The sequence below is a fragment of the Mammaliicoccus sp. A-M4 genome (assembly GCF_022386955.1).
GTDB lineage: Bacteria > Bacillota > Bacilli > Staphylococcales > Staphylococcaceae > Mammaliicoccus > Mammaliicoccus lentus.
This window is the reverse complement of record NZ_JAJNHH010000008.1, coordinates 52657-76418: the sequence shown is the minus strand read 5'-3', so window position 1 is coordinate 76418 and position 23762 is coordinate 52657. Positions and strand designations below refer to the sequence as shown.

23 protein-coding genes and 1 other annotated feature are annotated in these 23762 nt (G+C 32.2%); of the genes, 10 read left to right on the top strand and 13 right to left on the bottom strand.

Annotated features, from left to right (window positions below; all coding sequences use genetic code 11):
• Positions 1-86 precede the first annotated feature (86 nt).
• Complete coding sequence (locus tag LQ682_RS08385; RefSeq protein ID WP_016999193.1) at positions 87-1541, top strand: carbon starvation CstA family protein; 1455 nt, start codon at positions 87-89, stop codon at positions 1539-1541.
• Between the two features lie 122 nt (positions 1542-1663).
• On the opposite strand, the gene LQ682_RS08380 is transcribed toward LQ682_RS08385, so the two are convergent.
• The 5 genes from LQ682_RS08380 to LQ682_RS08360 are packed head-to-tail and all read right to left on the bottom strand — an operon-like array spanning position 1664 to position 8741.
• The gene (locus LQ682_RS08380; RefSeq protein ID WP_103268566.1) at positions 1664-2407 is read right to left on the bottom strand and encodes a cyclase family protein; all 744 of its coding nucleotides are present in this window, start codon (positions 2405-2407) and stop codon (positions 1664-1666) included.
• A 20-nt stretch (positions 2408-2427) separates the two neighbouring features.
• The gene (gene metE, locus LQ682_RS08375; RefSeq protein WP_026023621.1) at positions 2428-4677 is read right to left on the bottom strand and encodes a 5-methyltetrahydropteroyltriglutamate--homocysteine S-methyltransferase; all 2250 of its coding nucleotides are present in this window, start codon (positions 4675-4677) and stop codon (positions 2428-2430) included.
• Positions 4671-6509 carry a bifunctional homocysteine S-methyltransferase/methylenetetrahydrofolate reductase gene (locus LQ682_RS08370; protein ID WP_182093674.1) on the bottom strand — a complete coding sequence of 613 codons (1839 nt, stop codon included), beginning with the start codon at positions 6507-6509 and terminating at the stop codon, positions 4671-4673. The genes metE and LQ682_RS08370 overlap by 7 nt, the downstream gene beginning before the upstream one ends.
• Entirely contained in the window at positions 6466-7638 is a 1173-nt protein-coding gene (metC, locus tag LQ682_RS08365; RefSeq protein ID WP_016999197.1) for a cystathionine beta-lyase MetC, read from the bottom strand. The genes LQ682_RS08370 and metC overlap by 44 nt, the downstream gene beginning before the upstream one ends.
• Positions 7635-8741 (bottom strand): PLP-dependent transferase, encoded by a 1107-nt coding sequence (locus tag LQ682_RS08360; protein WP_064204290.1) that lies wholly within the window; start codon positions 8739-8741, stop codon positions 7635-7637. Before LQ682_RS08360 ends, metC begins: the two co-directional genes overlap by 4 nt.
• A gap of 72 nt (positions 8742-8813) precedes the next feature.
• Positions 8814-9128 (bottom strand) — a binding site (T-box leader).
• A gap of 181 nt (positions 9129-9309) precedes the next feature.
• Between LQ682_RS08360 and LQ682_RS08355 the strand changes: the two genes are divergently transcribed.
• The 7 genes from LQ682_RS08355 to rpsR all read left to right on the top strand — a co-directional run bounded on the left by LQ682_RS08355 (position 9310) and on the right by rpsR (position 13636).
• Positions 9310-10143 carry a ParB/RepB/Spo0J family partition protein gene (locus LQ682_RS08355; RefSeq protein ID WP_016999199.1) on the top strand — a complete coding sequence of 278 codons (834 nt, stop codon included), beginning with the start codon at positions 9310-9312 and terminating at the stop codon, positions 10141-10143.
• Between the two features lie 12 nt (positions 10144-10155).
• On the top strand, positions 10156-11040 hold the full coding sequence (locus LQ682_RS08350; RefSeq protein WP_016999200.1) for a mechanosensitive ion channel family protein: 885 nt from the start codon (positions 10156-10158) through the stop codon (positions 11038-11040).
• 23 nt (positions 11041-11063) lie between these two features.
• Complete coding sequence (locus LQ682_RS08345; protein WP_016999201.1) at positions 11064-11261, top strand: DUF951 domain-containing protein; 198 nt, start codon at positions 11064-11066, stop codon at positions 11259-11261.
• Position 11262: 1 nt separating this feature from the next.
• Positions 11263-12363 (top strand): redox-regulated ATPase YchF, encoded by a 1101-nt coding sequence (gene ychF / locus LQ682_RS08340; RefSeq protein ID WP_016999202.1) that lies wholly within the window; start codon positions 11263-11265, stop codon positions 12361-12363.
• 118 nt (positions 12364-12481) lie between these two features.
• Positions 12482-12775 carry a 30S ribosomal protein S6 gene (rpsF, locus tag LQ682_RS08335; protein WP_016999203.1) on the top strand — a complete coding sequence of 98 codons (294 nt, stop codon included), beginning with the start codon at positions 12482-12484 and terminating at the stop codon, positions 12773-12775.
• A gap of 30 nt (positions 12776-12805) precedes the next feature.
• Positions 12806-13339, top strand: a complete 534-nt coding sequence (gene ssb / locus LQ682_RS08330) for a single-stranded DNA-binding protein (RefSeq protein WP_016999204.1) — start codon at positions 12806-12808, stop codon at positions 13337-13339.
• A 54-nt stretch (positions 13340-13393) separates the two neighbouring features.
• The gene (gene rpsR / locus LQ682_RS08325) at positions 13394-13636 is read left to right on the top strand and encodes a 30S ribosomal protein S18 (RefSeq protein WP_016999205.1); all 243 of its coding nucleotides are present in this window, start codon (positions 13394-13396) and stop codon (positions 13634-13636) included.
• A gap of 240 nt (positions 13637-13876) precedes the next feature.
• On the opposite strand, the gene LQ682_RS08320 is transcribed toward rpsR, so the two are convergent.
• On the bottom strand, positions 13877-14776 hold the full coding sequence (locus tag LQ682_RS08320) for an Abi family protein (protein ID WP_182093675.1): 900 nt from the start codon (positions 14774-14776) through the stop codon (positions 13877-13879).
• Positions 14777-15054: 278 nt separating this feature from the next.
• Between LQ682_RS08320 and LQ682_RS08315 the strand changes: the two genes are divergently transcribed.
• On the top strand, positions 15055-15894 hold the full coding sequence (locus LQ682_RS08315) for a DUF2785 domain-containing protein (protein ID WP_182093676.1): 840 nt from the start codon (positions 15055-15057) through the stop codon (positions 15892-15894).
• A 20-nt stretch (positions 15895-15914) separates the two neighbouring features.
• Here the strand turns inward: LQ682_RS08315 and LQ682_RS08310 are convergent, their stop codons facing one another.
• From LQ682_RS08310 to LQ682_RS08285, 6 genes are all read right to left on the bottom strand, one after another.
• Positions 15915-16295 (bottom strand): YbgA family protein, encoded by a 381-nt coding sequence (locus tag LQ682_RS08310; protein ID WP_064211272.1) that lies wholly within the window; start codon positions 16293-16295, stop codon positions 15915-15917.
• Between the two features lie 53 nt (positions 16296-16348).
• Entirely contained in the window at positions 16349-16822 is a 474-nt protein-coding gene (locus tag LQ682_RS08305) for a pyrimidine dimer DNA glycosylase/endonuclease V (protein WP_064211273.1), read from the bottom strand.
• Positions 16823-17061: 239 nt separating this feature from the next.
• Positions 17062-17964: a type I pantothenate kinase gene (coaA, locus tag LQ682_RS08300; RefSeq protein WP_016999210.1), complete on the bottom strand. Its 903-nt coding sequence runs from the start codon at positions 17962-17964 to the stop codon at positions 17062-17064.
• An 80-nt stretch (positions 17965-18044) separates the two neighbouring features.
• Positions 18045-18395, bottom strand: coding sequence for a hypothetical protein (locus LQ682_RS08295; RefSeq protein ID WP_202800468.1), 351 nt, complete (start codon positions 18393-18395; stop codon positions 18045-18047).
• A 184-nt stretch (positions 18396-18579) separates the two neighbouring features.
• On the bottom strand, positions 18580-19392 hold the full coding sequence (locus LQ682_RS08290) for an alpha/beta hydrolase (protein WP_016999212.1): 813 nt from the start codon (positions 19390-19392) through the stop codon (positions 18580-18582).
• Positions 19393-19572: 180 nt separating this feature from the next.
• The gene (locus LQ682_RS08285) at positions 19573-20445 is read right to left on the bottom strand and encodes a hypothetical protein (RefSeq protein WP_182093677.1); all 873 of its coding nucleotides are present in this window, start codon (positions 20443-20445) and stop codon (positions 19573-19575) included.
• 202 nt (positions 20446-20647) lie between these two features.
• Between LQ682_RS08285 and LQ682_RS08280 the strand changes: the two genes are divergently transcribed.
• On the top strand, positions 20648-22165 hold the full coding sequence (locus tag LQ682_RS08280) for a DASS family sodium-coupled anion symporter (RefSeq protein WP_016999214.1): 1518 nt from the start codon (positions 20648-20650) through the stop codon (positions 22163-22165).
• 127 nt (positions 22166-22292) lie between these two features.
• Here LQ682_RS08280 and LQ682_RS08275 read toward each other — a convergent pair whose 3' ends face one another.
• On the bottom strand, positions 22293-23633 hold the full coding sequence (locus tag LQ682_RS08275; RefSeq protein ID WP_016999215.1) for a sodium-dependent transporter: 1341 nt from the start codon (positions 23631-23633) through the stop codon (positions 22293-22295).
• Between the last annotated feature and the right edge of the window lie 129 nt (positions 23634-23762).

Genomic DNA, 23762 nt, shown 5'->3' with positions numbered 1-23762 from the left:
ATTAATTATTTTTAAGTATTGTTTTTTACTAATATATAATTTATACTTTGATTTGAAAGCGTTTGCAAACAAAAGGGGGATTTTGCATGATAACATTTTTAGTATCAATTGCTTTGTTAATTATAGGGTATTTTACATATGGTAAATATATTGAAAAAATGTTTGGTGTTAAAGAGGAGCGTCCGACTCCTGCTCATGACCAACGTGATAATATTGATTATGTTCCTATGTCGACGAATAAGAACTCATTAATACAATTGTTGAATATAGCAGGTGTTGGACCGATATTTGGACCTATTATGGGCGCTTTATATGGTCCAGTTGCGTTTTTATGGATTGTTCTTGGATCAATTTTTGCAGGAGCAGTGCATGATTATTTAACAGGTATGATTTCTATACGTAATAAAGGGGCTCATTTACCTGAATTGGCGGGTAAATTTTTAGGTAATGTTATGAAACACCTTGTAAACGTGTTTACATTGTTATTGTTATTACTTACAGGGACAGTTTTTGTTACGAGTCCGGCGTTACTTTTACATTCGTTAATGGACGGTAGAATAGCTTTAGGTATTATTATATTTGTGATTTTCTTATATTATTTCTTATCAACAGTTTTACCGATTGATAAAATTATTGGTAAAGTTTATCCGATATTTGGTTTTATTCTAATGATTTCAGCTGTTGGTATTTTCATTAGATTGTTGATGACTGGTGCAGAAATTCCTGAATTAACGTTGAAGAATATGCATCCTGATTCAGCGCCTATCTTCCCACTATTATTCTTTACGATTACTTGTGGGGCTTTATCAGGTTTCCATGCTACTCAATCTCCAATCATTTCTAGAACGACAAATCGTGAGAAAAATGGTCGTATGATATTCTATGGCATGATGATTGCAGAAGGAATTATCGCTATGATTTGGGCTGCTGCTGCTATGAGTTTATTCGGTGGTTATGGTGGACTTCAAGAAGTACTAGCAAAAGGGGAAGCGGCGCTTGTAGTGAGTGAAGCATCTACTATGTTACTAGGCTCAGTATTTGGCACGCTTGCAATATTAGGGGTTATTGTATTGCCAATTACTAGTGGTGATACGTCGTTTAGAAGTGCAAGAATGATTCTTGCTGATTATTTCAACTTCGGTCAAAAGCAAGTTTGGAAACGATTCGCAATAGCAATTCCAATGTTTGTGATTAGTTTTATTCTAACTACAGTAGATTTCACAATTTTATGGAGATACTTCTCGTGGGCTAACCAAACAACTGCAACTGTGGCGTTATGGATTGGTACGATGTATCTATTGTTATCTAATAAGAACTTCTATGTAGCTTTAATACCGGCACTCTTTATGACGTGGAATATATTCACATATATTTTAAGTCAGCCAATTGGTTTAGGTATAGATTTATCGCTTAGTTATTGGTTATCAGCTGGCTTAACGATACTATGGACGATGTATTTCTATTATATATATCGTAAAAATAGTGAAACAGAATTTGAAATTGATCATCAAATTTTATCACCAACAACACCTAAATATTAATATAAAAGCAGAACCTTTCGATCTCCACCGAAAGGTTCTGCTTTTTTGTTACGTATTTATTTAATATAGGTAAGGGGCTGCCATATAATACTCGCTCAAAAATACTATATGGCAGTGTGCTATTAACTTGGGCTAATAGCAAATGCTCGGACAGGGAATCCGGGGGCATTTTTAGGTTTTGGACTAATGGCTAAAATGACTGAACCACGTGTTGGTAGTTCATCTAATCCGGTTAACAGTTCTATCTGGAATGTATCTAAACCGAGCACATAACGTTCACCTACGATGTCGTTATGTTTACGGATATCAATAGAAGCATCTGTATCGAACGTTTCATGTCCTATTGATTTTATTTTTCTTTCTTCGAATAAATATTTCAAGGCATCTAATGACCAACCTGGTAGATGCTCGTTTCCATCTGCATCTCTATTTTCAAATTGTTCTTTATCTGGCCAACGTTTAGACCAATCACTTCTAAAAGCGACAAATGTATCTTGTTCAATTTGACCATTCTCAGCTTCCCATTTAAGGATATGTTCTTTTGTTAATCTAAAGTCTGCATCTTGTTCAACTTCTTTTGAGAAGTCTAGTACTATTAAAGGTAAGACCGTTTCTTGTAAACCTAATTCATGTAGATAACGTTTATGTTCTACAAAATGAATAGGGGCATCTATATGTGTGCCATATTGTGTTGCAAATTGCCAAGATTGAGCAAAGAATCCATCATCTTTCACTTGATATAAAGTTTTTGTTTCAGCATTTTCAAATGATGAAAAATGTGGAGATTCAGAATCAAAAGTATGCGTTAAATCGACCCATTTATATTTCTTTAGTTGGCTCAGTGATTCCCACAATGGATATGACATAACATCACCTCTTATTTTGATTAATTTGGTTGTTTGACTGTGTTATCTTGACGTAGCTTTTCAACTGAACGAACAAGCACATTTAAAGCTTCTTTAACTTCGTCTTCTTTTCTTGTTTTTAGACCACAATCTGGGTTAACCCAGAATAATGAACGATCAATTTCTTTAAGTGCTCTATTGATAGCAACTGTAATTTCTTCTTCTGTTGGAATACGTGGGCTATGAATATCATAAACGCCTAAACCAATACCTAAATCATATGTGATGTCTTCGAAATCTTGAATTAAATCACCGTGACTTCTAGAAGTTTCTATTGAAATAACATCCGCATCTAGTGATTTAATAGCATGAATGATTTGTCCGAACTGAGAATAGCACATATGCGTATGAATTTGCGTTGAGTCTTGAACAGATGATGTTGATAATTTAAATGAATGTACTGCTTTATCTAAATAATCTTCATGATATTCTGAACGAAGCGGTAAGCCTTCTCGTAATGCTGGTTCATCAACTTGTATAATTTTAATACCTGCGTCTTCAAGTGCTAGCACTTCCTCGTTAATAGCAAGCGCGATTTGGTCTTGTACTTCACGTCTTGGAATATCAACACGCTCAAATGACCAGTTTAAAATTGTAACAGGCCCAGTAAGCATACCTTTAACTGGTTTATCCGTTAAACTTTGTGCATATAATGTTTCATCAACTGTTAATGGAGCTGTCCATTTAACATCACCGTATATGATTGGTGGTTTTACAGCACGTGATCCATAAGATTGAACCCATCCAAACTTAGTTACTAAGAAGCCATTTAACTTTTCACCAAAGAATTCAACCATATCATTACGTTCGAATTCACCATGAACAAGTACGTCTAAGCCAATATCTTCTTGAATTTCAATCCAACGTTTAATTTCATTTTCAAGGAACTCTTGATACTGTGCATCAGTAATTCTATTGTTCTTCCAGTCAGCACGATATTTTCTTACTTCCCTAGATTGTGGGAAAGAACCAATCGTAGTTGTAGGTAGGTCAGGTAAATTTAATAATTGATCTTGTAATACTTTTCTCTCTTTAAATGGTGTTGCACGCTCTGATTTAACAGCTTCATAATCATATTCTAATTGTTTGAATGATTGACCTTCAAAACGTTCAAATTGTTCTTTTAATTGGTTATATAAAGTATCATCTTGTTCATTAAATAATTGTTTTAATGCGTATAATTCATCTAATTTTTCTGTAGCGAAACTTAAACCATCGCGTATTGAATCATCTAAAGTTTCTTCTTCTAATGTAACTGGTACGTGTAATAAAGAAGATGAAGGTTGAATAACAAGTTCGTCAGTATAAGATTGTAAAGTTTCAATCAATGATTTCTTTTCTTCAATATTAGCTGACCAAACGTTTCGACCGTCTACAATTCCAGCAAATAAAGCTTTTTCTTTAGGGAATAGTCCGTCTTGGATTTGTTTTAAGTTATAACCATTATCATGAACGAAGTCTAACCCAAATCCGTATACAGGTAATTTACCAACGAAATTCAAATCAACGCGTTCAAAGTATGTTTGTAATACGATATTAGTTGAAGCAGCTTCTTTATTAAAGAAGGCATATGCTTCTTCTGTGATCTCTTGTAATTCATTAGCTTTATCTGTAACAAGAATAGGTTCATCTACTTGTATATATTCAGCACCAGCTTCTGTTAACGTTTGGAATACTTCTTTATATAAAGGTAGTAATGTTCTGACTTTCTCATCAAAAGTTTGGTTTCCGCCTTTTGAAAGTGCAACGTAAGTGATAGGTCCTAAAATAACTGGATGAGTATTTACACCTAATTCTTTTGAAAAATTAAATTTATCTAGTAATACATTACGATTTAATTGAGGTGTTACATTATCCCATTCAGGAACGATGTAGTGATAGTTAGTATTAAACCATTTAATTAAAGCACTAGCTACATGCTCTTTGTTACCTCTAGCAATATCAAATAGTAAATCATCATCTACTTCGCGACCTTGAAAACGTTCTGGAATGATATTAAATAATAATGATGTATCTAAAACATGGTCGTAAAGTGAAAAGTCACCAACAGGTATTTGATCAACATGATGATTTTGTTGGATTGTTAAAATTTCTTTGTGTAAATCTTGTAATGTTTGATCAAGTTCAGTTTTGTCTATTTTATTTGACCAATAACTTTCAATTGCCTTTTTCCATTCTCTTTTCTTACCTAGTCTTGGGAATCCTAAATTTGCTGTTTTAATTGTCATAATATTGCCTCCTTAGATTGTGTACCAGTTATGGATTTTGAATACTGTGCAAGTTCAACTGTAATATCATATTTTAAAAATGGTGTGACTAAATACAGACCATTAAAATATTGGTGAATCGTGTCGATTAATTCTTTACTTAAACTTATGCTAAGTGCTCTAGTTGCCTCTTTATCATGTTTGACTTTTTCAAAGGCATTAAGAACACCTTCAGATAATTTGATACCGGGTACTTCGTTGTGTAAAAACAGTGCGTTATTATAGTTGGTTATTGGCATCACTCCTATAAATATTGGTGCATCTAGATGTTTAGTTGCTTCGTATATTTCTTTTATTTTTTCAGGTTCATAAACAGGTTGAGTAATAAAATATTCAATGCCTGAATCTAGTTTTTTCTCTAGTCGTTTCACTGCTGGTTCTAATCTTCGAACGTTTGGATTAAATGCTCCAGCTACTGAGAAATTTGAATTCCTTCTTAGCGATGCTCCGTCTGCGTTAATACCTTGATTAAACTGTTGTATAATTTCTGCTAAACCATTTGAATTAACATCGAATACGCTTGTTGCACCTGGGAAATTCCCTACTTTAGAAGGGTCTCCTGTGATTGCTAAAATATCATTAATTCCTAAAAGCGATAGCCCCATTAAATGAGATTGTAGACCGATTAAGTTTCTATCTCGACAAGCTAAGTGTACGAGGGGTCTAATTTTATAGTTTTGTTTAATAATACTTGCTGCAGCAATGTTAGAAATTCTAACGCTAGCTAAAGAATTATCAGCAAGTGTTATCGCTTCTACTTCAGCATCTTCTAAAGCTTTAACACCTTTGAAAAACTTGTCTGTATCTAGATGCTTTGGTGTATCTAATTCAACGATAACGGTAGGTTTTTGGCTAACGAGTTCGGTAATGCTAGGTTCTTGTTTATCTTGTTTTTGATATTTCTTTGTTTCTATCGGTATTACATTTTTATGATGTACAGGCTTTAAATATTTTACGACTTCTTTGATTTTCTTAATGTGTTCTGACGTAGTACCACAGCAACCACCGATAAGGCGGACGCCTTGATTTACAAGTTCTTTAGCAGATTTTGAAAAGTATTCAGCGTTATTGCTATACTTAAGTTCATTTTCTTCTAAATCAAGTAAGCTTGCGTTTGGATAACATGAAAGATATGCATCTTTAGGAATATCAATATGTTTATAAGTTTGAATCATATGATAAGGTCCATGGTGACAATTCAGTCCAACAATATCTGCTCCTGCATCGAGTAAAGACTGCAAAGCATCCGGTATAGGTGTACTATTTCTTAAGAAATTCGTGTTGCTTGCTGTTAATTGAGCTATAATCGGTAAGTCATATTTTGCTCTAGTATCTTTTAATACAGCGAGTAATTCTTCTAAGTCGTAATATGTTTCAAAAAGTATGCCATCCACACCTTCATTTACTAAAGTCTCAATTTGTATTTCTGTATGGTATTGAATGGACTCAATGGATAAGTCACTTTTTCTTATGTTTCGAAAACCACCAACAGTTCCTAGTATGAATGTGTCTTCATTGCTTGCTCTTTTAGCGATGCGTACTGCTTCTTTGTGTATATCTTTGACGCGGTGCTCTAAATTATATATTTGCAATTTTTCAAAGTTAGCACCGTATGTGTTGGTTTGAATAACATCAGCTCCTGCTTCTATATAGGAGCGATGTATTTTTTCTATCTTTTTTGGATGTGTTAAGTTATAGCTTTCTGGACAAGTATCTAATCCTTCTGAATAAAGGATTGTACCCATTGCTCCGTCAGCTATTAAGATACGGTTCTTCAACGCCTCTTTCATCTTCATATATAGCCTCCTTTAATGCCCAATCGATATCTGTAATCAATTCTTTGACATCTTCTAATCCGACTGAGAGTCTGAACAAACCGTTAGTAATACCACGCTCTGCTCTAATTTCTTCTGGTATTGCAGCGTGACTCATTGTAGCAGGATGAGAAAGTATCGTTTCGACACCACCTAAACTAACTGAAACAAGTGGAATATTGAGATGATCTACAAATGACTGTGCTTTTGACTCGTCTTTAAGTCTAAATCCAATAACAGCACCACCATTTTTAGCTTGTCTTAGGTGTGTGTCATTAGTAATTGGATAATAAACAGTTTCAATCGCTTCATTTGTTATTAAATATCTATATATTTGTTCAGCATTATGAACACTTTGTTTAAATCGAATTGGTAATGTTTTTAAATGCTTTGCAAGTGTCCATGAATCGTACACACTTAGACCTGATCCTGTTCCATTTTGAATGAGATAAATATCTTCTTTTAATTTAAGATCATTCACGACAACTGCTCCTGCAATCAAATCACTATGGCCGCCTAAAAACTTAGTAGCAGAGTGAACAACGATGTCAGCGCCTAATTTAAGAGGTGACTGTCCAAGTGGTGTCATAAATGTGTTATCAACTGCCAATAGTGCATCGTTACGTCGTGCTATCTGTCCAACTCCATCAATATCTGTCACTTTAAATAGTGGATTGGAAGGTGTTTCAACGTAGATGAGCTTTGTATTAGGTTGAACTGCGTTTTCAACTTGGTTTAAATCAGTCTGGTCAACTGTTGTAAATTCGATTTTAAATTTTTTAAGAATTTGTTCGGTTAGTCTAAAAGTACCGCCGTATACATCATCCGGCAAAATAACATGGTCTCCAGGTTCTAATGTGAGAAACACTGCAGTGATAGCTGCAATTCCTGAACTAAAAGCAAATCCATACTGACCGTCTTCTAATTTAGCTAATTTTTCTTCTAGCAACTTTCTATTTGGATTTCCACTTCTTGCATAATCAAATTCTTGATTTTCACCTAGTGTATGTTGGTGAAATGTTGATGAATAATATAATGGTTGGTTACTTGATAAATGTTCATGTCCGCGAGTTGAGTCTAAAATTAATGAAGTTTCTTTTGAATAGCTCATAATGACACTCCTTCTTTTTTTGATTTTTTCAGAGCTTGAAGTATGTCTTGGTAGATGTCTTCGTAATCTTCAATTCCTATTGATAGACGAAGTAAGTATTCATCAATGCCACGTTTGTCTTTTTCTTCATCAGCCATATCAACATGCGTTTGCGTATACGGGAAAGTGATGAACGTTTCTGTACCACCTAGGCTTTCAGCAAAAATACATAAATTTATATTTTGTAAAAATCGATCTACGCTATAGTCTTGTTTCAATCTGATGCTTAACATGCCTGTTCTTCCTGAATAAAGAACTTCTTCTATGCTGTTTACTGATTGAAGTGACTCAGCTAATTTTCGAGCGTTTTCTGTAGCACGGTCTAATCTTAGATGTAAGGTTTTCAAACCACGTACTAGTAAATAACTATCGAACGGTGAAAGTGTAGCGCCGATCATATTGTGAAATTGTCCGAGTAATTCACCTAAGTTATCATCTGTTACTGTTACAACACCTGCTAATACATCATTGTGTCCGCTTATATATTTAGTAGCAGAATGTAAAACGATATCTGCACCATCTTTTAATGGAGTTGATAGATACGGTGTTAAAAATGTATTATCAATGATTGTTAAAATGTTATGTTCTTGGGATATTGCATACAATGGATCTAAATCAACCGAGAACATTAACGGGTTTGATATTGGTTCGATAAAGAATGCTCTAGTATTTTCAGTTAAAGAAGCATTTACTTCATCAATATTTGAAAAATCGATGTATTTAAATTTAATATTGTATTGTTTCTCATAAAATTCAAAAAGTCTAAATGTGCCACCATATAAATCAAAAGAAACAAGTATTTCATCATTTGGTTTAAATAAGTTACAAATCAATTGAATGCTAGCCATACCACTTGAAGTTGCAAATGAGTATTTTCCACCTTCAAGTTTTGCAAAAGCTTCTTCAAATTGTGAGCGAGTTGGGTTTTTAGTTCTTGTATAATCAAATCCAGTAGAACAACCTAATTTTTCGTGTTGATAAGCTGTAGAAAGATAAATTGGATTTGTTGTTGCTCCCGTTCGATCTTTTGTTAATGAAATTTGAGCGAGTTGAGTAGATTTCATAATTGCCTTCCTCCCTAATTAAATATAAAAATAAAAAAAGCTTCCGTCCTTTAAACCCGAAATGACTCGGATGTAAAGGACGAAAGCTTAGCTCGCGGTACCACCTTTGTTTGTAATGACATTGCTGACATCACCTCTATAAGTACGCCATCTCTTAATAAAATATACAGTGGCAGAAAAGGAATAGTACAAAAAATTTCCAGTACGCCATCAATATAAGAGATTTTAATACTGTATCGCTATAACGGGCGATCCCGTTGACACCTCAATATCGATGTCACCACTCCAAGGCCATTTTCAATCTTTCTTTCAATATTCCCTTTCAGCAAATAGGAACTCTCTGTTAATTGCAGTGCTAAGATTTACTTTCCTTTTTATCGTGCTTTTAATTATTATTTCGTTGTTGATATATTACACATTACTATGCGCTTATTTTTTTGTCAACAACTTTTCTGAATATTTTAATTTATCCGTTAATTTTTCTTTTGTGCATAAGGTGTTTAAAATTGTTATAATTTAGTGTGCATGTTTTACGTGAAACAAATTAAAGGATAGACGCGGTGATGAAATGAAAGAAAGAAATTATGAATTAACTCAAAAAATTTCTTATAACCATAGTAGTGATCAAATTATTGAAATTCCATTAGATAAATTAAGAAGAAATCCTTATCAACCACGACAGTTTTTTGATGAAGTAGCATTACAAGATTTAACCCAATCCATTTCACAGCATGGTGTGTTACAACCTATCGTCGTCAGAGAAACGATTAAAGGGTACGATATTGTTGTAGGTGAAAGGCGTTTTCGGGCTAGTCAATTAGCCGGTAAGCAGACTGTCCCAGCAATTATTAAAGACTTAACAGATGAAGAAATGCTAGAATTAGCCATTATCGAAAATCTGCAACGAGAAAATTTAAAACCTTTAGAAGAAGCGAAAAGTTATGCGACGATGATGGAAGAATTAAACTTGAGACAACAGCAAGTTGCTGATAGATTAGGTAAGTCACGATCATACATCGCAAATATCTTAAGGCTACTTAATCTGCCACCAAGTGTTAAAAATATGATTAATGAAGATCAGTTATCTAGTGCACATGGAAGAACGCTACTAGGTTTAGAAAAAGAACATAACATTGTTGAAGTGGCCAAAAAAGTCATCAAAGAACATATGAGTGTTAGGGCGTTGGAAGAGCATGTGAAGCTCTTAAATGAAAAAGGAAAACCAAAAAGTAAAGCTCATCAAAATAAGCCGCAATTTATTATGAAACATGAGTATCAATTAAAAGAAAAATTTGGAACTAATATTGATATTCATAAAACGAAAAAGTCTGGCAAGATATCACTTGAATTCAATTCAGAATCTGAGTATAAAAGAATAATAGAATTATTGTTAGAACAGTAAAGAGGTGCAAAATTGAAAAAAATAAACAACATCATCCATAAATTAATTGATCCATTTATGAACCCTGACAATTGGCAGAAATGGATAGAACAGATATTTATTGGCTTATTTTATATTATACTCGCGTTTATAATCATTAAAATATTGCATAAATTAATAGAAAAATTCTTCACTACTAAATATGGAACGAAGCGGGTAGGGAAGTCTAACAAACGTGCAAAAACAATGGTAAACTTATTACAGAATGTAGTTTCATACGTAGTTTGGTTTATTGTTGCTACAACTATCTTAAGTAATTTAGGGATTAGAGTAGAAAGTATCATTGCCGGAGCTGGAGTAGTCGGTTTAGCAATCGGTTTTGGTGCACAAGCATTAGTAAAAGATGTCATAACAGGATTCTTTATTATATTTGAAAATCAATTTGACGTCGGAGATTATGTAAAAATTAATACGACTGGGACAACAGTAGCAGAAGGTACTGTACAATCTATTGGTATGCGATCAACAAGAATCTTATCCTTTGAAGGAGATTTAACAATCTTACCAAATGGAACTATGAACGAAATAGTAAACTTCTCAATTCACAATGGTATGGCTATTGTAGAAATACCTGTTTCTATTAAAGAAGATCTAGATAAAGTAGAACAAAAATTAGAAGTGTTTTTACCAACTATAAAAGAAAAATATGCAATTTTTGTTAATGAACCTGAAATATTAGGAGTAGAAACTGTAACAGCAGGTGAAGCTACTATAAAAATTGCAGGAGAAACAGAACCAAACGCACATGGTACAGGTGCACGTATTTTAAGAAGAGAAATAAAATCATTCTTCGATAAAGAAGGCATACAATCACCAATACCAACTATGGTTTCATATAATCCAAATAATATTCAATAAATATCTAAAATGGAGGCTGTTTCATGATAAAATCATATGACTTAAATGATATTGTAGAAATGAAAAAACAACATGCATGTGGCGTCAATAGATTTAAAATCATAAGATTGGGAGCAGACGTTAGAATTAAATGTGAAGGTTGTTCACGTAGTATAATGTTACCAAGGCAAGAATTTGATAAAAAAATCAAAAAAATATTAGAAAAAGGACAAGGTGAATAAAATGGCATTAACAGCTGGTATCGTAGGTTTACCAAACGTTGGGAAATCTACATTATTTAACGCAATAACAAAGGCGGGAGCATTAGCGGCAAACTATCCTTTCGCTACAATTGATCCAAACGTTGGTATCGTAGAGGTGCCGGATCATCGTTTACAAGAATTAACTAAATTAGTTAAACCAAAGAAAACAGTACCAACTGCTTTTGAATTTACAGATATAGCAGGTATCGTTAAAGGTGCTTCTAAAGGTGAAGGATTAGGGAATAAATTCTTATCACATATCCGTGAAGTAGATGCTGTATGTCAAGTTGTACGTGCATTTGAAGATGAAAATGTTACGCACGTTTCAGGTAAAGTAGACCCAATTGATGACATAGAAGTTATTAATATGGAATTAGTGTTAGCTGACTTAGAGTCAGTAGAAAAACGCTATGAAAGAGTCGCGAAAATGGCGAAACAAAAAGATAAAGAAGCTGTTGCCGAAGAAAAAATATTAGCAAAAATTAAAGAAACATTAGAAAATAATGAACCAGTAAGAAGCATAGAGTTTACAGCCGAAGAAAAAACTATTTTAAAACATTTAAGCTTATTAACAGCAAAACCTATGTTATATGTAGCAAATGTAGCTGAAGATGAAGTAGCAAATCCTGAAGACAATGAATATGTGAAACAAATCAAAGAATACGCAGATAATGAAGGATCAGAAGTTATTGTTATTTCAGCGAAAATAGAAGAAGAACTTGCAACATTAGATGATGAAGACCGTGAAATGTTCTTAGAAGATTTAGGTGTAGAAGAAGCAGGTCTAGATAAATTAATACGAGCTTCATATAACCTATTAGGATTAGCAACATACTTTACAGCAGGTGAACAAGAAGTAAGAGCTTGGACATTTATAGAAGGTATGACAGCCCCACAATGTGCTGGAATTATTCATACAGACTTCGAAAGAGGATTTATTAGGGCAGAAACAGTAAGTTATGATGACTTATTAAGTAATAATGGAATGGTTGGAGCTAAAGAAGCGGGCAAAGTTAGACTTGAAGGTAAAGACTATTTAATGAAAGATGGAGACGTCGTTCACTTCAGATTTAACGTGTAAAAAATGATTGTAAAAAGTAATGCTGTGTGCTATAATTCTTGATTGTGAGTAATGAAAATTATTCCTTGCTTAATACAAAAGATATTAAGCCGCATAGACCACAAGGAGGTGTAAATTGATGAGAACATATGAAGTAATGTACGTAGTACGTCCAAATATCGAAGACGAAGCTAGAAAAGCTTTAGTTGAGCGTTTCAAAGGCGTTTTATCTTCAAACGGTTCAGAAATCATCGAAGAAAAGGATTGGGGTAAACGTCGTTTAGCTTATGAAATCCAAGACTTCGCAGAAGGTTTCTACAATATCGTTAGAATTAAGGCTGAAAATGATGAAGCAATCAATGAATTTGATCGTTTATCAAAAATCACTGGCGATATCATTCGTCACATTGTCGTACGCGAAGATGAAAAATAATTTTAATTTTTAAGATATGGGGGAGATTAAATGATTAATCGTGTTGTATTAGTCGGTCGGTTAACTAAAGATCCGGAATACAGAGTAACACCCTCAGGCGTTCAAGTTGCTACTTTTACTTTAGCTATTAATCGTACTTTTACGAATCAGCAAGGTGAAAGAGAAGCTGACTTTATCAACTGTGTCGTTTTTAGACGTCCCGCAGAGAATGTAAACAATTACTTATCTAAAGGTAGTCTTGCAGGTGTTGAAGGTCGTTTACAATCTCGTAGCTACGAGAACCAAGAAGGTCGTCGTGTTTATGTAACTGAAGTTGTTTGTGATAGCGTTCAATTCCTTGAACCTAAAGGCGCAAACCAACGTCAATCAGGTAATGATAACCAATCATACAACCAGAAAAATAATAACGAATTCCAAAACTATGGACAAGACTTTGGCGGTAACCAACAAGGCCAAAAAGCACCTTCAAATCAACAACAGTCAAATAATAATCAACAATCAAGTAACCCATTTGCAAATGCTAATGGACCAATTGATATCAGTGATGATGATTTGCCGTTCTAAACAGTTGATTTAAACGTTTATATATAAACTTAACGAGAAGGGAGGAACACAATCATGGCAGGTGGACCAAGAAGAGGTGGTCGTCGTCGTAAAAAAGTTTGCTATTTCACAGCAAATGGTATTACACATATCGACTACAAAGATACAGATTTACTTAAGAAATTTATCTCAGAAAGAGGTAAAATCTTACCACGTCGTGTAACAGGTACTTCAGCGAAATACCAACGTATGCTTACAATAGCTATTAAACGTTCACGTCACATGGCTTTATTACCATACGTTAAAGAAGAACAATAATATATAACGTATAGCAAGACCCTTTAGCAATCAGGCTAGAGGGTTATTTTTGTGTTTGAATTTATGGAAAAAAGGGCAGAAAAAGGGCAACGTGTGAGAAAGTTGATATTTTAAGCATAAAAAAAGAGGCAACCTCTCGGTCAACCTCTTAAAACGGAAAGAACAAAGTTCTTTCATAATAAACAAGAGATTTTAAAAAGTATCTCTTGGAGACAATTGTCTCATTCCTTATATATAATACTAATTGTTCTTGACATAATAGTCAATCATTTTGTTGAGGGATAGAAAAAAATAAGAAAGGGATGGTACATTTCTATAATGCTTATATTTTCTATTTTTACGTTCTTTGAATGCTAATAATTCATTTTTTCTATTGTTTTTAATACTATCACTACAATACTTCGAATGTAATATAAATAATGAGAGTATATCTATAATTGGTAATACTTTTAGATTGATTTCTGAGAGTCCTTGTTTTTGACCAAGTTTTTTTAGTTCTCTTTCAGTTTTTAATTTATATCTTGGGATTAAATTAAGCATTAAGGGCTGGCTATGGGCACATTTATTCCTAACATTTTTAGTGAATTTAATGAACTTACCAGCTTTTCGTAATTTATCGTCATTAGTTCTAGCGGAATAAAATTCTACAAATGCAGAAAATTGTCCGAAAGGCATTAATTCTAAACATACCCATACTGGAGGATCATTGTAGTATTTTTGAAAACTAGGCATAACTGTATTATCTCTTTTTATAACAGTAGTAAAAATTTTATTTAGATCGCCTTGATGATTATTGATAAAATCTTGCATAATTTGGTAACCATCTTCTTTATCATCATTAGTTATTTTTTCAAGAATATCAGTTTTTAGAGAATGTTCAATATCTAAACACATTGGTAATAACATGTAACGTAACCTCATATCTAAAGTTGCGAGATCTGATAGTGCGGAAAATTCAAAATTATAATTTCCACTACTATCTTTAGGTATGTTTTTTCTGAATGAAGATAGTTTAAAAAAGTATGTGTTATTTTTCAATATTTCTTTAGCTTCATTCTCTTTTATTTCGTTAAATAAAATACCTAAAGATTTTAATTTTTTGATTTGTTCTTCATAGTTTAACTTTGGCTTTCTACCCATTTCAACTTTCTATCCCCTCTAATTATTCATCATATCTTTTACCATTTTATCCGTAATATATGGCTACTGTTGCTTTATAATCACTATGCCTTACTCTATCTCGATTGCCAGTAAGGCATTTTTCTATTATTAAGATAACTCTTAGATAATATTATATCTAAAATAAGAGCGCATCCTTTATAAATATTATAATATAATGGATTTATAAAGCTATAAAATATATAATGGATTTATAAAGCTATAAAATATATAATTATTTTGTCGGGTGGGGATGAGAATTGGATATAAAAGAGGTATTAAAATTATTTGAAAGTAATTTGTTACATGATAACATTTCAGATTCAGTGCTAAGTGAATTAATGAATAATGTAGGCAACACAGATTCTGATATTCGTGAAAAGACTACTGAAATAATTTGTTTATTAATTTTAAATAATAAATTAACTGATATTCAAATAGATAAAATATTGTATATGAGCTTGAGAAATTTAAATATAAACTTGGGTAATGATGATTCTGATAGTGTATTTTTAAGAAGTTTTAGTTCTTTAATACTTGCTTCTATAGTAGAAAATGATATTAAAAGTAAAACTTTTGAACGAGATACTTACAATGAAATTTTTAATGCAGCGATTTTTTATTATGAAAAAGAGCAAGATATTAGAGGTTATATACACAATAAAGGATGGGCGCATAGTATTGCACATGGGTCGGATTTAATAGTTGCTTGTATAAAATCTGATTTTTATTTAAAGAATTATAACAGTATGGTTATGAATTTGATTAGTAATAATCTCTTCAAGTTAACAAAAGATTCTCTACCATATATTGATGATGAAGATGAGAGGCAAGTATTCATAATTGAATCATTATTAGAAACAGGGTTCTCTGATATAGATTTAAGTAACTGGATAAATGATATTCAAGTTAAATTAAATCAATTAGACTATACTGGAGTAAAATATTATAGAGCTCAAAAAAATATAACTGATATGTTTAAAACTTTATATTTCAGATTAAAGTTTAACAACCAATGTGAAAGAACACGAATGACAATTGAATCAAAACTTGAAGAAATATTTCTTAAAACTTACTTTAAAGATATTGAGAAGAAGTAGAATAATAATAAATTATAACACTATATTTCTAATTCACTAATAATAGTCGAATTTAGAATATAGTTGGTTTGGTATTTTTCGCTTAAAAATTTTATAAAATGAAGCAATTCTTTTGGTTCTATATTGCCGTTAAGAAATTGATCTTTTAATAATAAATACGTTGTTTTTTCTTCTTTATCTGAGATTTTTTTGAAGTATCCCCACATATGGTCATACGTGTTTATTATAGAACCTTTAGTTGGCGTAATCTGTTTAGCTTTATTTATTTCACTTTCTATTTCGTCTAAAGTGACAGGTGATTTTAGCATTTCTCGAATGCTTAAATAGTATTTTTGACTGTGCCACATGACTTCATATTTATGCTTAGCCCATAATAATTCACTGTTTTTATTATTTTTCATAATGATTAACCACACCTCTTTTACCTGTAATTAAATCATTCATAATAATTCTCCTAAACATTAATCAAACAGTTGCATCTTGCCGGTATCTTGTCATTTTGCCATTTATAATATAATAATTTAATATATTCTTCGTAAGCTGTGTCTCCGTATATTTTATCATTACCATAGACGTAAATAGGAGGTAAGTTTTCATCAGAAAAATGACTACGATTTTTATCAATGATTAGTGCTAAATTTGATAAATCTTGTTTAAATGACTCTGATCTTTTTCCACCTCTACGAATATGTTCTTTATTCATCTCTTTTAACAATTGGAAAGTATCTATAATATAAGGATTACCATCATTATAAACATGTTGAACAATTGGATGGTGTATATACTTTGTGTTTCCTTCAATTAGTTCCATATGAGCCAAGCATACTCTAATAATTTGATATAGCTCCAGTATCTGTTTAGATAAGCGTCTATTGTCTAGATATTTTGCACTGACTTCATGATTCGGACTTACTCTAAATATTTGCATATTAATCACCTAATCTATAAATACCATTTTGAGACTTTTATTTCGTGGTATTTTTAAACTAATACCACAAAATTATAACTATTCGATACCCTATAATAATGGGAAAGAAACTTAATAGTGAATTTCATAGCTATTACACAAAAATATATAAGACGGAAGGACCTCTTGTGAAAGTTGGTAAATAGGTATTTAAATAGATATCAAACCCCTCTATTTTGGATACTAGAGGGGTTTGATATCTAAAATTTATTAAATCTTAAGTTTTCAATTACATGATTTTCACTCTTATACAATACGAGATCTGATCTGTTTTTAGTTGGTAAAATGTTTTTTATTAAGTTCACTTCGTTTATATCTTCCCAAATTTCTGTAGCAATTTTGATTGCTTCTTCTTTAGGTAAATCACGGTATCTGTAGAAATGAGAATCTGGTTTTTGGAAGGCTTCTTCTTGTAGTAATAAGAAGCGATTGAGATACCATTTTTTCATGTTATCTATTGTTGAGTCTAAATAAATTTTATAGTCGATATAGTCGCTTACAAGTTCTTCTTCGTGTGGATTCACTTGGAATATGTTTACGCCTTCGATTATAAGGATATCGGGACAATCAACGTAATGATATTGTTCTTTAAGTCTGTCATATGTGATATGTGAATATGTGTATGTTGGTATATTTGGTTCATTTTCTTTTATTTGTTTTAAGTGATCAATAAGTATTTTTGTATCATAACTTTCAGGGAATCCTTTTTTAGAAAGTAAGTCTTTATCAATCAGTTCTTGTTTGGGCATAATATACCCATCTGTTGTGATAAGGTCGACTTTCCAATCAGGATTATATTCTTGGAGTAGGTGTAAGAGTAGTCTTGAAACGGTACTTTTACCTACTGATACGCCACCTGAGACACCAATTATAAATGGTGGTGTGTTATTTTTGTTGAGTAATTTTGTATTGATGTTCTGTGAGTAGTCTTTGTGAAATTTAACTTTGTTTGTCAAAAAGTTAATTAACGGCAAATATACTTCGTCTATTTCTGTAGTAGTTAAATTATCATTTAAGCTGATGATTTCATCTAAGTTTAAATGACTGACATCCATGTTTAATTTGAAATCTGTGTTACGCCATTCTTCTTTTGTGAATTTCATAATTTTTTCCTCTACTTTAAGAATTTATCGATTTTTTTACAGTACTCGTATAGGTTAACATAAAATTTACAAAAATTAACCTATTTATTTTTTAAATTTGCATATATAAAAATTTGAGCAATCTTCATTGCGTGTATATGCTTTTGTAATAGTTTGTATGTCGAGCTTTCTTTATTGTGTTTGATTTGTGCTTTAGATGATTTGTTGATAATAGATTCTATCGGCGGTAAAGCTTCTTCTAGCTTGATTTTATCGTAATACTCAGTTGATGTTATAACACCTTTAGAAGTTTTCAAAGCTTGTATTCTGTTAATTAAAAGCGAGTGTTGAGATGTATTTTCATCAAATTTACCGAGCATCTTTTCACAATTTGTAATAGTAGCGTTTATTGTATTTAAGGCTTCAGAGATTTCGGAAGTTGAGTAAGCCATCATAGATATCCTCGCTTTCCTTTATAGTAATTATATTTAGGATAAACGACATAGAATAAAAATCAAGTTAAAAAGACATAAAAACAGACTAGGACATAAATAAATGTCCCAGCCTGATTCTTTATATTGGCGGTAGCTAATTAGAATACAAATGCACTTATATTAAGCTTTTTCATCTCTAGTCTTACGTCATTTGATTTCCTTCAATTATTCGATTTACAAGCGTTATTGTTCCGGCTCGTTGAAGGGGAGCGTGACCTGATTTTAAATTGTTGTAGAGGATAAATTTTATATTAGCACTATCTATATCATATCTGTCCAACATATTACAAAAAGGATTAAACTGATTTTTCATATCTGATGAGCATAACCTATTTTGTACATAATAGATTTCTGGAACATAGTTTTTTTGTCTAAACAAACTAGTAATAGATAACCTAATAGCATATTTCTTCTTGATTTCTTCTGTTGAATAGTCAGGAAATATAGATGTATAAAGCTTATTTACATTGGTTTGATCATATTTATCAACATAACATTGAGGATTGTTAACAATGGCTTTAGTATCTTTATGTAACGTGGCAAGATACATGGACATAAAACCTCCTGCTGATGAACCATAATAATAGGTGTTTTCAGGTTGGATACTTAGCGTATTTGCAATCATTTGAGCAATATCACTATAATCCATTAAATAATGTCTATCTTCGCTGCCAACACCCCAACCGATTCTCAAGTTATTATTATGAACAGTTCTATCATCAATAAAAATACAACTTGCATTAAAGTCTTCGTGCCATGAATGTCTCATAAAAACTGGTGGCTTACTTTTATTAGGATCGATAGCACCGTTAGAGAAAATAATTAATTGTTCGTTGTTTTCTTTTAAATTCAAATGAATATAGAAGTCGATATTGTCTTTAAGAATTTTAACAGTTTGATTATTGTTTATTATCAAGTCATTGTACTTTATGTTTTCAAAATATAATGTTTCCACTTAATGGAGCACCCCTAATCGTATTTATCTGTGTATGATTAGCTTTTAATATATCAAAGTGGAAATTTGATTTACAATAAAAGCCCATAAATTTACAAAAACTTAACATAAGTCAAAATGATTTAGTAAATTTTGGAACAAAAAACCCAGAAGATATATGTCTTCTAGGTTTTTAAAATATTATATATTGAATAATCTTTGGAAGAAACCTTTTTTCTTTGGTTCTTCTTTTGGAGATTCTTCTGATTGATTGCTTTCTGCTGTAAGTGGTACAACTGTTTCATCGTTTGAAGTTTCAGAAGTAGTAGACTCTTCTTTGTCATCTTTAGCTTCTTCTTTAACTTCTTCTTTTTCTGAAGACTCTTTAGCAGTTTCTTTAGTTTCTGCTTTAACTTCTTCAGATTGTTCAGATTTAGTTTCTGCTGAAGCTTGCTTATTATCGTCATCTTGTTCGTTGTTTTCTTTTGATACTTCTGCAGCAGCTACAGTTACTTTAGAAGGTGTCTCATCTATATCTTCAGTTTTAACAGATTGAGTTGTAATCGCTTCAACTTCTTCTTTAGGAGAAGTTTCAGTTTGAGTAGTTTCTTTCTCCGCTACGTTAGTATTCTCAGTTGGCTCACTATTTTGAGTTTCTTGTGGCGCTTGTAAAGCTAAAGTTTGTTCTAATTTTTGTTGTGTAATATGTACTTGTTGTAGCATTTCGCCTAACATTTGTCTTTCTCTACGCATATGTTGTACTTCAGTTCTTAATTCATCAATTAATTGTTGAAGTTCAGGCGTTTGTTGAGTAGGTTCATCTTTCACAAGAACTTGTAAGAAATCTTTTTCTTTTTCTAAAGTTTCAAAAGCTTGATCATAACTGTTAGTTTCTTTCACTTTTTCAGCAATTTCTTGGAATAATTCAATATCTTCTTCTTGGAAATCTGTAGCTTCTCTTCCACGATATTCCGTCTTAGAAAGCTGATAACCTCTATCTTCTAAGTGCTGTACAATTTTTCTAACTTGCTTTTCGCTAAGACCAACCTTAGCTGAGAATTCTTTTGTTAACATTTCTATGCCTCATCCTTTATATAACAGTGTTTTCTATAGGTCGGGTTGTCTGCCGACAGACAACCGTCACGCTTCCCTTAATACATTACATGTATTTGTGATAAAGTTCAAGTATTAGTTAAATAATTCGTTATATCCCAATAAGAAATATGTTACTATTTAGGAAAATAGAATAATAAACAATAAATTGGAGCTGTTGTCGATGTCAAAAAATGCAGAGAAAAAAGCTTTTAAACCAATTTGGATTATCATTAGTTTTATTGTACTAATCACAATATTATTATTACCAACACCTAACGATTTACCTATTATGGCTAAGTGCGCACTGGCAATATTAGCTTTTGCCGTCATTATGTGGGTTACAGAAGCAGTTACATATCCAGTATCAGCTGTAATGATTGTTGGTCTTATTGTATTATTAACTGGTTTTAGTCCAGTTCAAGATTTAGCTGATTCATTAGGTAATCCCGCGGTGGATGGTAAAGCTGTTGAAGGAGATGCTTTATTAGGAACGAGTAATGCTTTAAAAATGGCCTTAAGCGGATTTTCAGGATCTGCAGTTGCGCTTGTTGCTGCAGCGCTTTTTCTCGCAACAGCCATGCAAGTGACAAACTTGCATAAACGTTTAGCATTGCAAGTTCTGTCAGTTGTAGGAAATAAGACTAATAGAATTGTTATTGGAGCTATAGTTGTTTCAATAATATTGGCATTCTTTGTTCCTTCAGCTACAGCACGAGCAGGCGCAGTCGTACCTATACTATTAGGTATGATTGCAGCATTCAATACGTCTAAAAACAGTAAGCTAGCTGCTTTACTGATTATAACGGCAGTCCATTCAGTATCAATATGGAATATTGGTATAAAGACTGCAGCAGCACAGAATATAGTCGCAATCGGATTTATTAATAAATCTATGGGGCAAGATATATCATGGGGCGAATGGTTCTTATATGCAGCACCATGGTCTATTATAATGTCAGTTGTCTTATACTTTGTGATGATTACAATTATTAAACCTGAAGAAAAGGAAATCGAAGGCGGGACAGAATTAGTTAAAAAACAATTAAAAGAACTAGGTCCTATATCAGCAAGAGAATGGCGACTCATCACTATTTCCGTTTTATTACTATTATTCTGGTCTACAGAAAAATTACTGCATCCTATAGACTCATCTTCCATTACAATCATCGCTTTAGCAATAATGCTTACACCTAAAATAGGAGTATTTACTTGGGAAGATGTCGAAAAGAAAATCCCTTGGGGAACTGTTATTGTATTTGGTATAGGAATATCTTTAGGAACTGTTTTATTAGAAACAACAGCAGCACAATGGTTAAGTGATAAAACATTCGGTTTGATGGGATTAAATCATATGCCTTTAATTGCAATCATTGCTTTAATATCACTATTTAATATTCTTATACATCTAGGGTTTGCGAGTGCAACGAGTCTTTCTTCAGCACTGATTCCTGTATTTATCGCATTAACACAAACGCTAGATTTAGGAGATCAGTCGATTGGTTTCGTATTAATCCAGCAATTTGTTATTAGTTTTGGTTTCTTATTACCAGTGAGTTCACCACAAAATATGCTCGCATATGGTACAGAGACATTCACAGTAAAAGATTTTATTAAAACAGGTGTACCAATTACCGTCATCGGTTATATATTAATAGTTATAATGAGTATGACTTATTGGAAATGGATAGGAATACTTTAAAATAAAAAGCATCTCACTTAACTGATTATTTCAGTTTGAAAGTGAGATGCTTATTTTTTATAAAATCGTGACAATTACACATTTTAGTTCCTAAAAATGACTATCTATTGATTTTAATATGTTCATCCTATAATAGTTGTCCGATGAATACTGCGATGATAATAATTGGTAAAACAAATCTAACTAAGAAATACCAAGTGTTAACGAAGAGTCGTCCTTTTTTACTATCTTGCATATTCAACTCTTTCATAATAGTAGTTTTATCAAAAATGTGACCAACAAATATTGTGACACCGAAAGCTCCTATAGGCATTAAAATGTTAGCTACTAAATAATCCATGTTATCAAAGAATGTACCGACACCAAATGTTAAGTTTTGCAACAATCCATTTGATAAAGCGGAAGGTATCCCAAAAATAAACACAAGCCCGCCAATAATATAAGCCCATTTCTTTCTATAATCATTATTGTTTTTTGTGATATTTGATATATTTAATTCGAGCAATGATATTGATGATGTAATTGCTGCGAACAAGAACAATAATAAGAATAATAAATAGAATAATGAACCTAAAAACATTTGATCAAAAACTTGTGGTAATATGATGAACAATAATCCAGGACCTTGGTTGGGTTCTAGACCAAAAGCAAAAATAGCTGGGAATATTGCTAGTCCTGCTGCTATTGATACACCGATGTTCATCCATACAATTGCATTAGCACTTTTAACGATATTCGTTTTTCTGTCTAAGTATGAAGCGTATGTCATCATTCCGCATGTACCTAGTGATAAGGCAAAGAAGGATTGACCAAGAGCATATAACACACCTTCAGAGCTTAAATCAGCTATTTTAGGAGTAAGGAAATATTGGATACCCTCTAAAGCGCCGTCTAAAGTTACAGATCGAATGATAATGATTAAAAATGATAAAAACAATAGTGGCATCATGATTTTTGATGCTTTTTCTATGCCTTTTTCTACGCCTTTACTAACAATAATAACGGTGATAAATATAAACGCAAATTGACTTGCTAATGCGAAGAGTGGATTTGAAATATAATCATTAAAGATATTTCCGTATTCATTGGAATGCGTTAAACCAACGCTATCCAATAACGTCCTAATAATATATAAAATAATCCAACCGCCGATAACACTATAGAAAGAAAATAATACAAACACGGTTAAATTACCAAGCCAACCGATTAAATTGAAAGAAGACTTACCAGAAACTTTCTTGAATATATTTGTTGAGTAAGTCTTTCCGTATCGTCCTAATATAAACTCACTTAATAGTAGTGGTAAACCAACTAGTAGTGTAAATATGATGAAGATGAATAAAAATGCACCCCCGCCATAAGTTCCAGCCATGTATGGGAATTTCCATACAGCACCTAACCCAATAGCTGATCCCGCACTTGCTAATATAAATCCAATATTAGAAGACCATTGTGATAAATTTTTCATAATAAACCTTCCTTTATATATAAAATACTTTAAAGCGTTAAAGCGTTCATGTAAAAAAGTCTTAGCGCAATAAATTCTACACTCTATTAAGTAATAAAGCAATATAAAAAATACCCTAAAAATTAGAAT

Coding starts and splice junctions, on each gene's coding strand:
- LQ682_RS08385 (WP_016999193.1), top strand. CDS start 87: ATGATAACATTTTTAGTATCAATTGCTTTGTTAATTATAGGGTATTTT.
- LQ682_RS08380 (WP_103268566.1), bottom strand. CDS start 2,407: ATGTCATATCCATTGTGGGAATCACTGAGCCAACTAAAGAAATATAAA.
- LQ682_RS08370 (WP_182093674.1), bottom strand. CDS start 6,509: ATGAAGATGAAAGAGGCGTTGAAGAACCGTATCTTAATAGCTGACGGA.
- metC (WP_016999197.1), bottom strand. CDS start 7,638: ATGAGCTATTCAAAAGAAACTTCATTAATTTTAGACTCAACTCGCGGA.
- LQ682_RS08360 (WP_064204290.1), bottom strand. CDS start 8,741: ATGAAATCTACTCAACTCGCTCAAATTTCATTAACAAAAGATCGAACG.
- LQ682_RS08355 (WP_016999199.1), top strand. CDS start 9,310: ATGAAAGAAAGAAATTATGAATTAACTCAAAAAATTTCTTATAACCAT.
- LQ682_RS08345 (WP_016999201.1), top strand. CDS start 11,064: ATGATAAAATCATATGACTTAAATGATATTGTAGAAATGAAAAAACAA.
- ychF (WP_016999202.1), top strand. CDS start 11,263: ATGGCATTAACAGCTGGTATCGTAGGTTTACCAAACGTTGGGAAATCT.
- rpsF (WP_016999203.1), top strand. CDS start 12,482: ATGAGAACATATGAAGTAATGTACGTAGTACGTCCAAATATCGAAGAC.
- ssb (WP_016999204.1), top strand. CDS start 12,806: ATGATTAATCGTGTTGTATTAGTCGGTCGGTTAACTAAAGATCCGGAA.
- rpsR (WP_016999205.1), top strand. CDS start 13,394: ATGGCAGGTGGACCAAGAAGAGGTGGTCGTCGTCGTAAAAAAGTTTGC.
- LQ682_RS08320 (WP_182093675.1), bottom strand. CDS start 14,776: ATGGGTAGAAAGCCAAAGTTAAACTATGAAGAACAAATCAAAAAATTA.
- LQ682_RS08310 (WP_064211272.1), bottom strand. CDS start 16,295: ATGAAAAATAATAAAAACAGTGAATTATTATGGGCTAAGCATAAATAT.
- LQ682_RS08305 (WP_064211273.1), bottom strand. CDS start 16,822: ATGCAAATATTTAGAGTAAGTCCGAATCATGAAGTCAGTGCAAAATAT.
- coaA (WP_016999210.1), bottom strand. CDS start 17,964: ATGAAATTCACAAAAGAAGAATGGCGTAACACAGATTTCAAATTAAAC.
- LQ682_RS08295 (WP_202800468.1), bottom strand. CDS start 18,395: ATGGCTTACTCAACTTCCGAAATCTCTGAAGCCTTAAATACAATAAAC.
- LQ682_RS08285 (WP_182093677.1), bottom strand. CDS start 20,445: ATGTTAACAAAAGAATTCTCAGCTAAGGTTGGTCTTAGCGAAAAGCAA.
- LQ682_RS08280 (WP_016999214.1), top strand. CDS start 20,648: ATGTCAAAAAATGCAGAGAAAAAAGCTTTTAAACCAATTTGGATTATC.
- LQ682_RS08275 (WP_016999215.1), bottom strand. CDS start 23,633: ATGAAAAATTTATCACAATGGTCTTCTAATATTGGATTTATATTAGCA.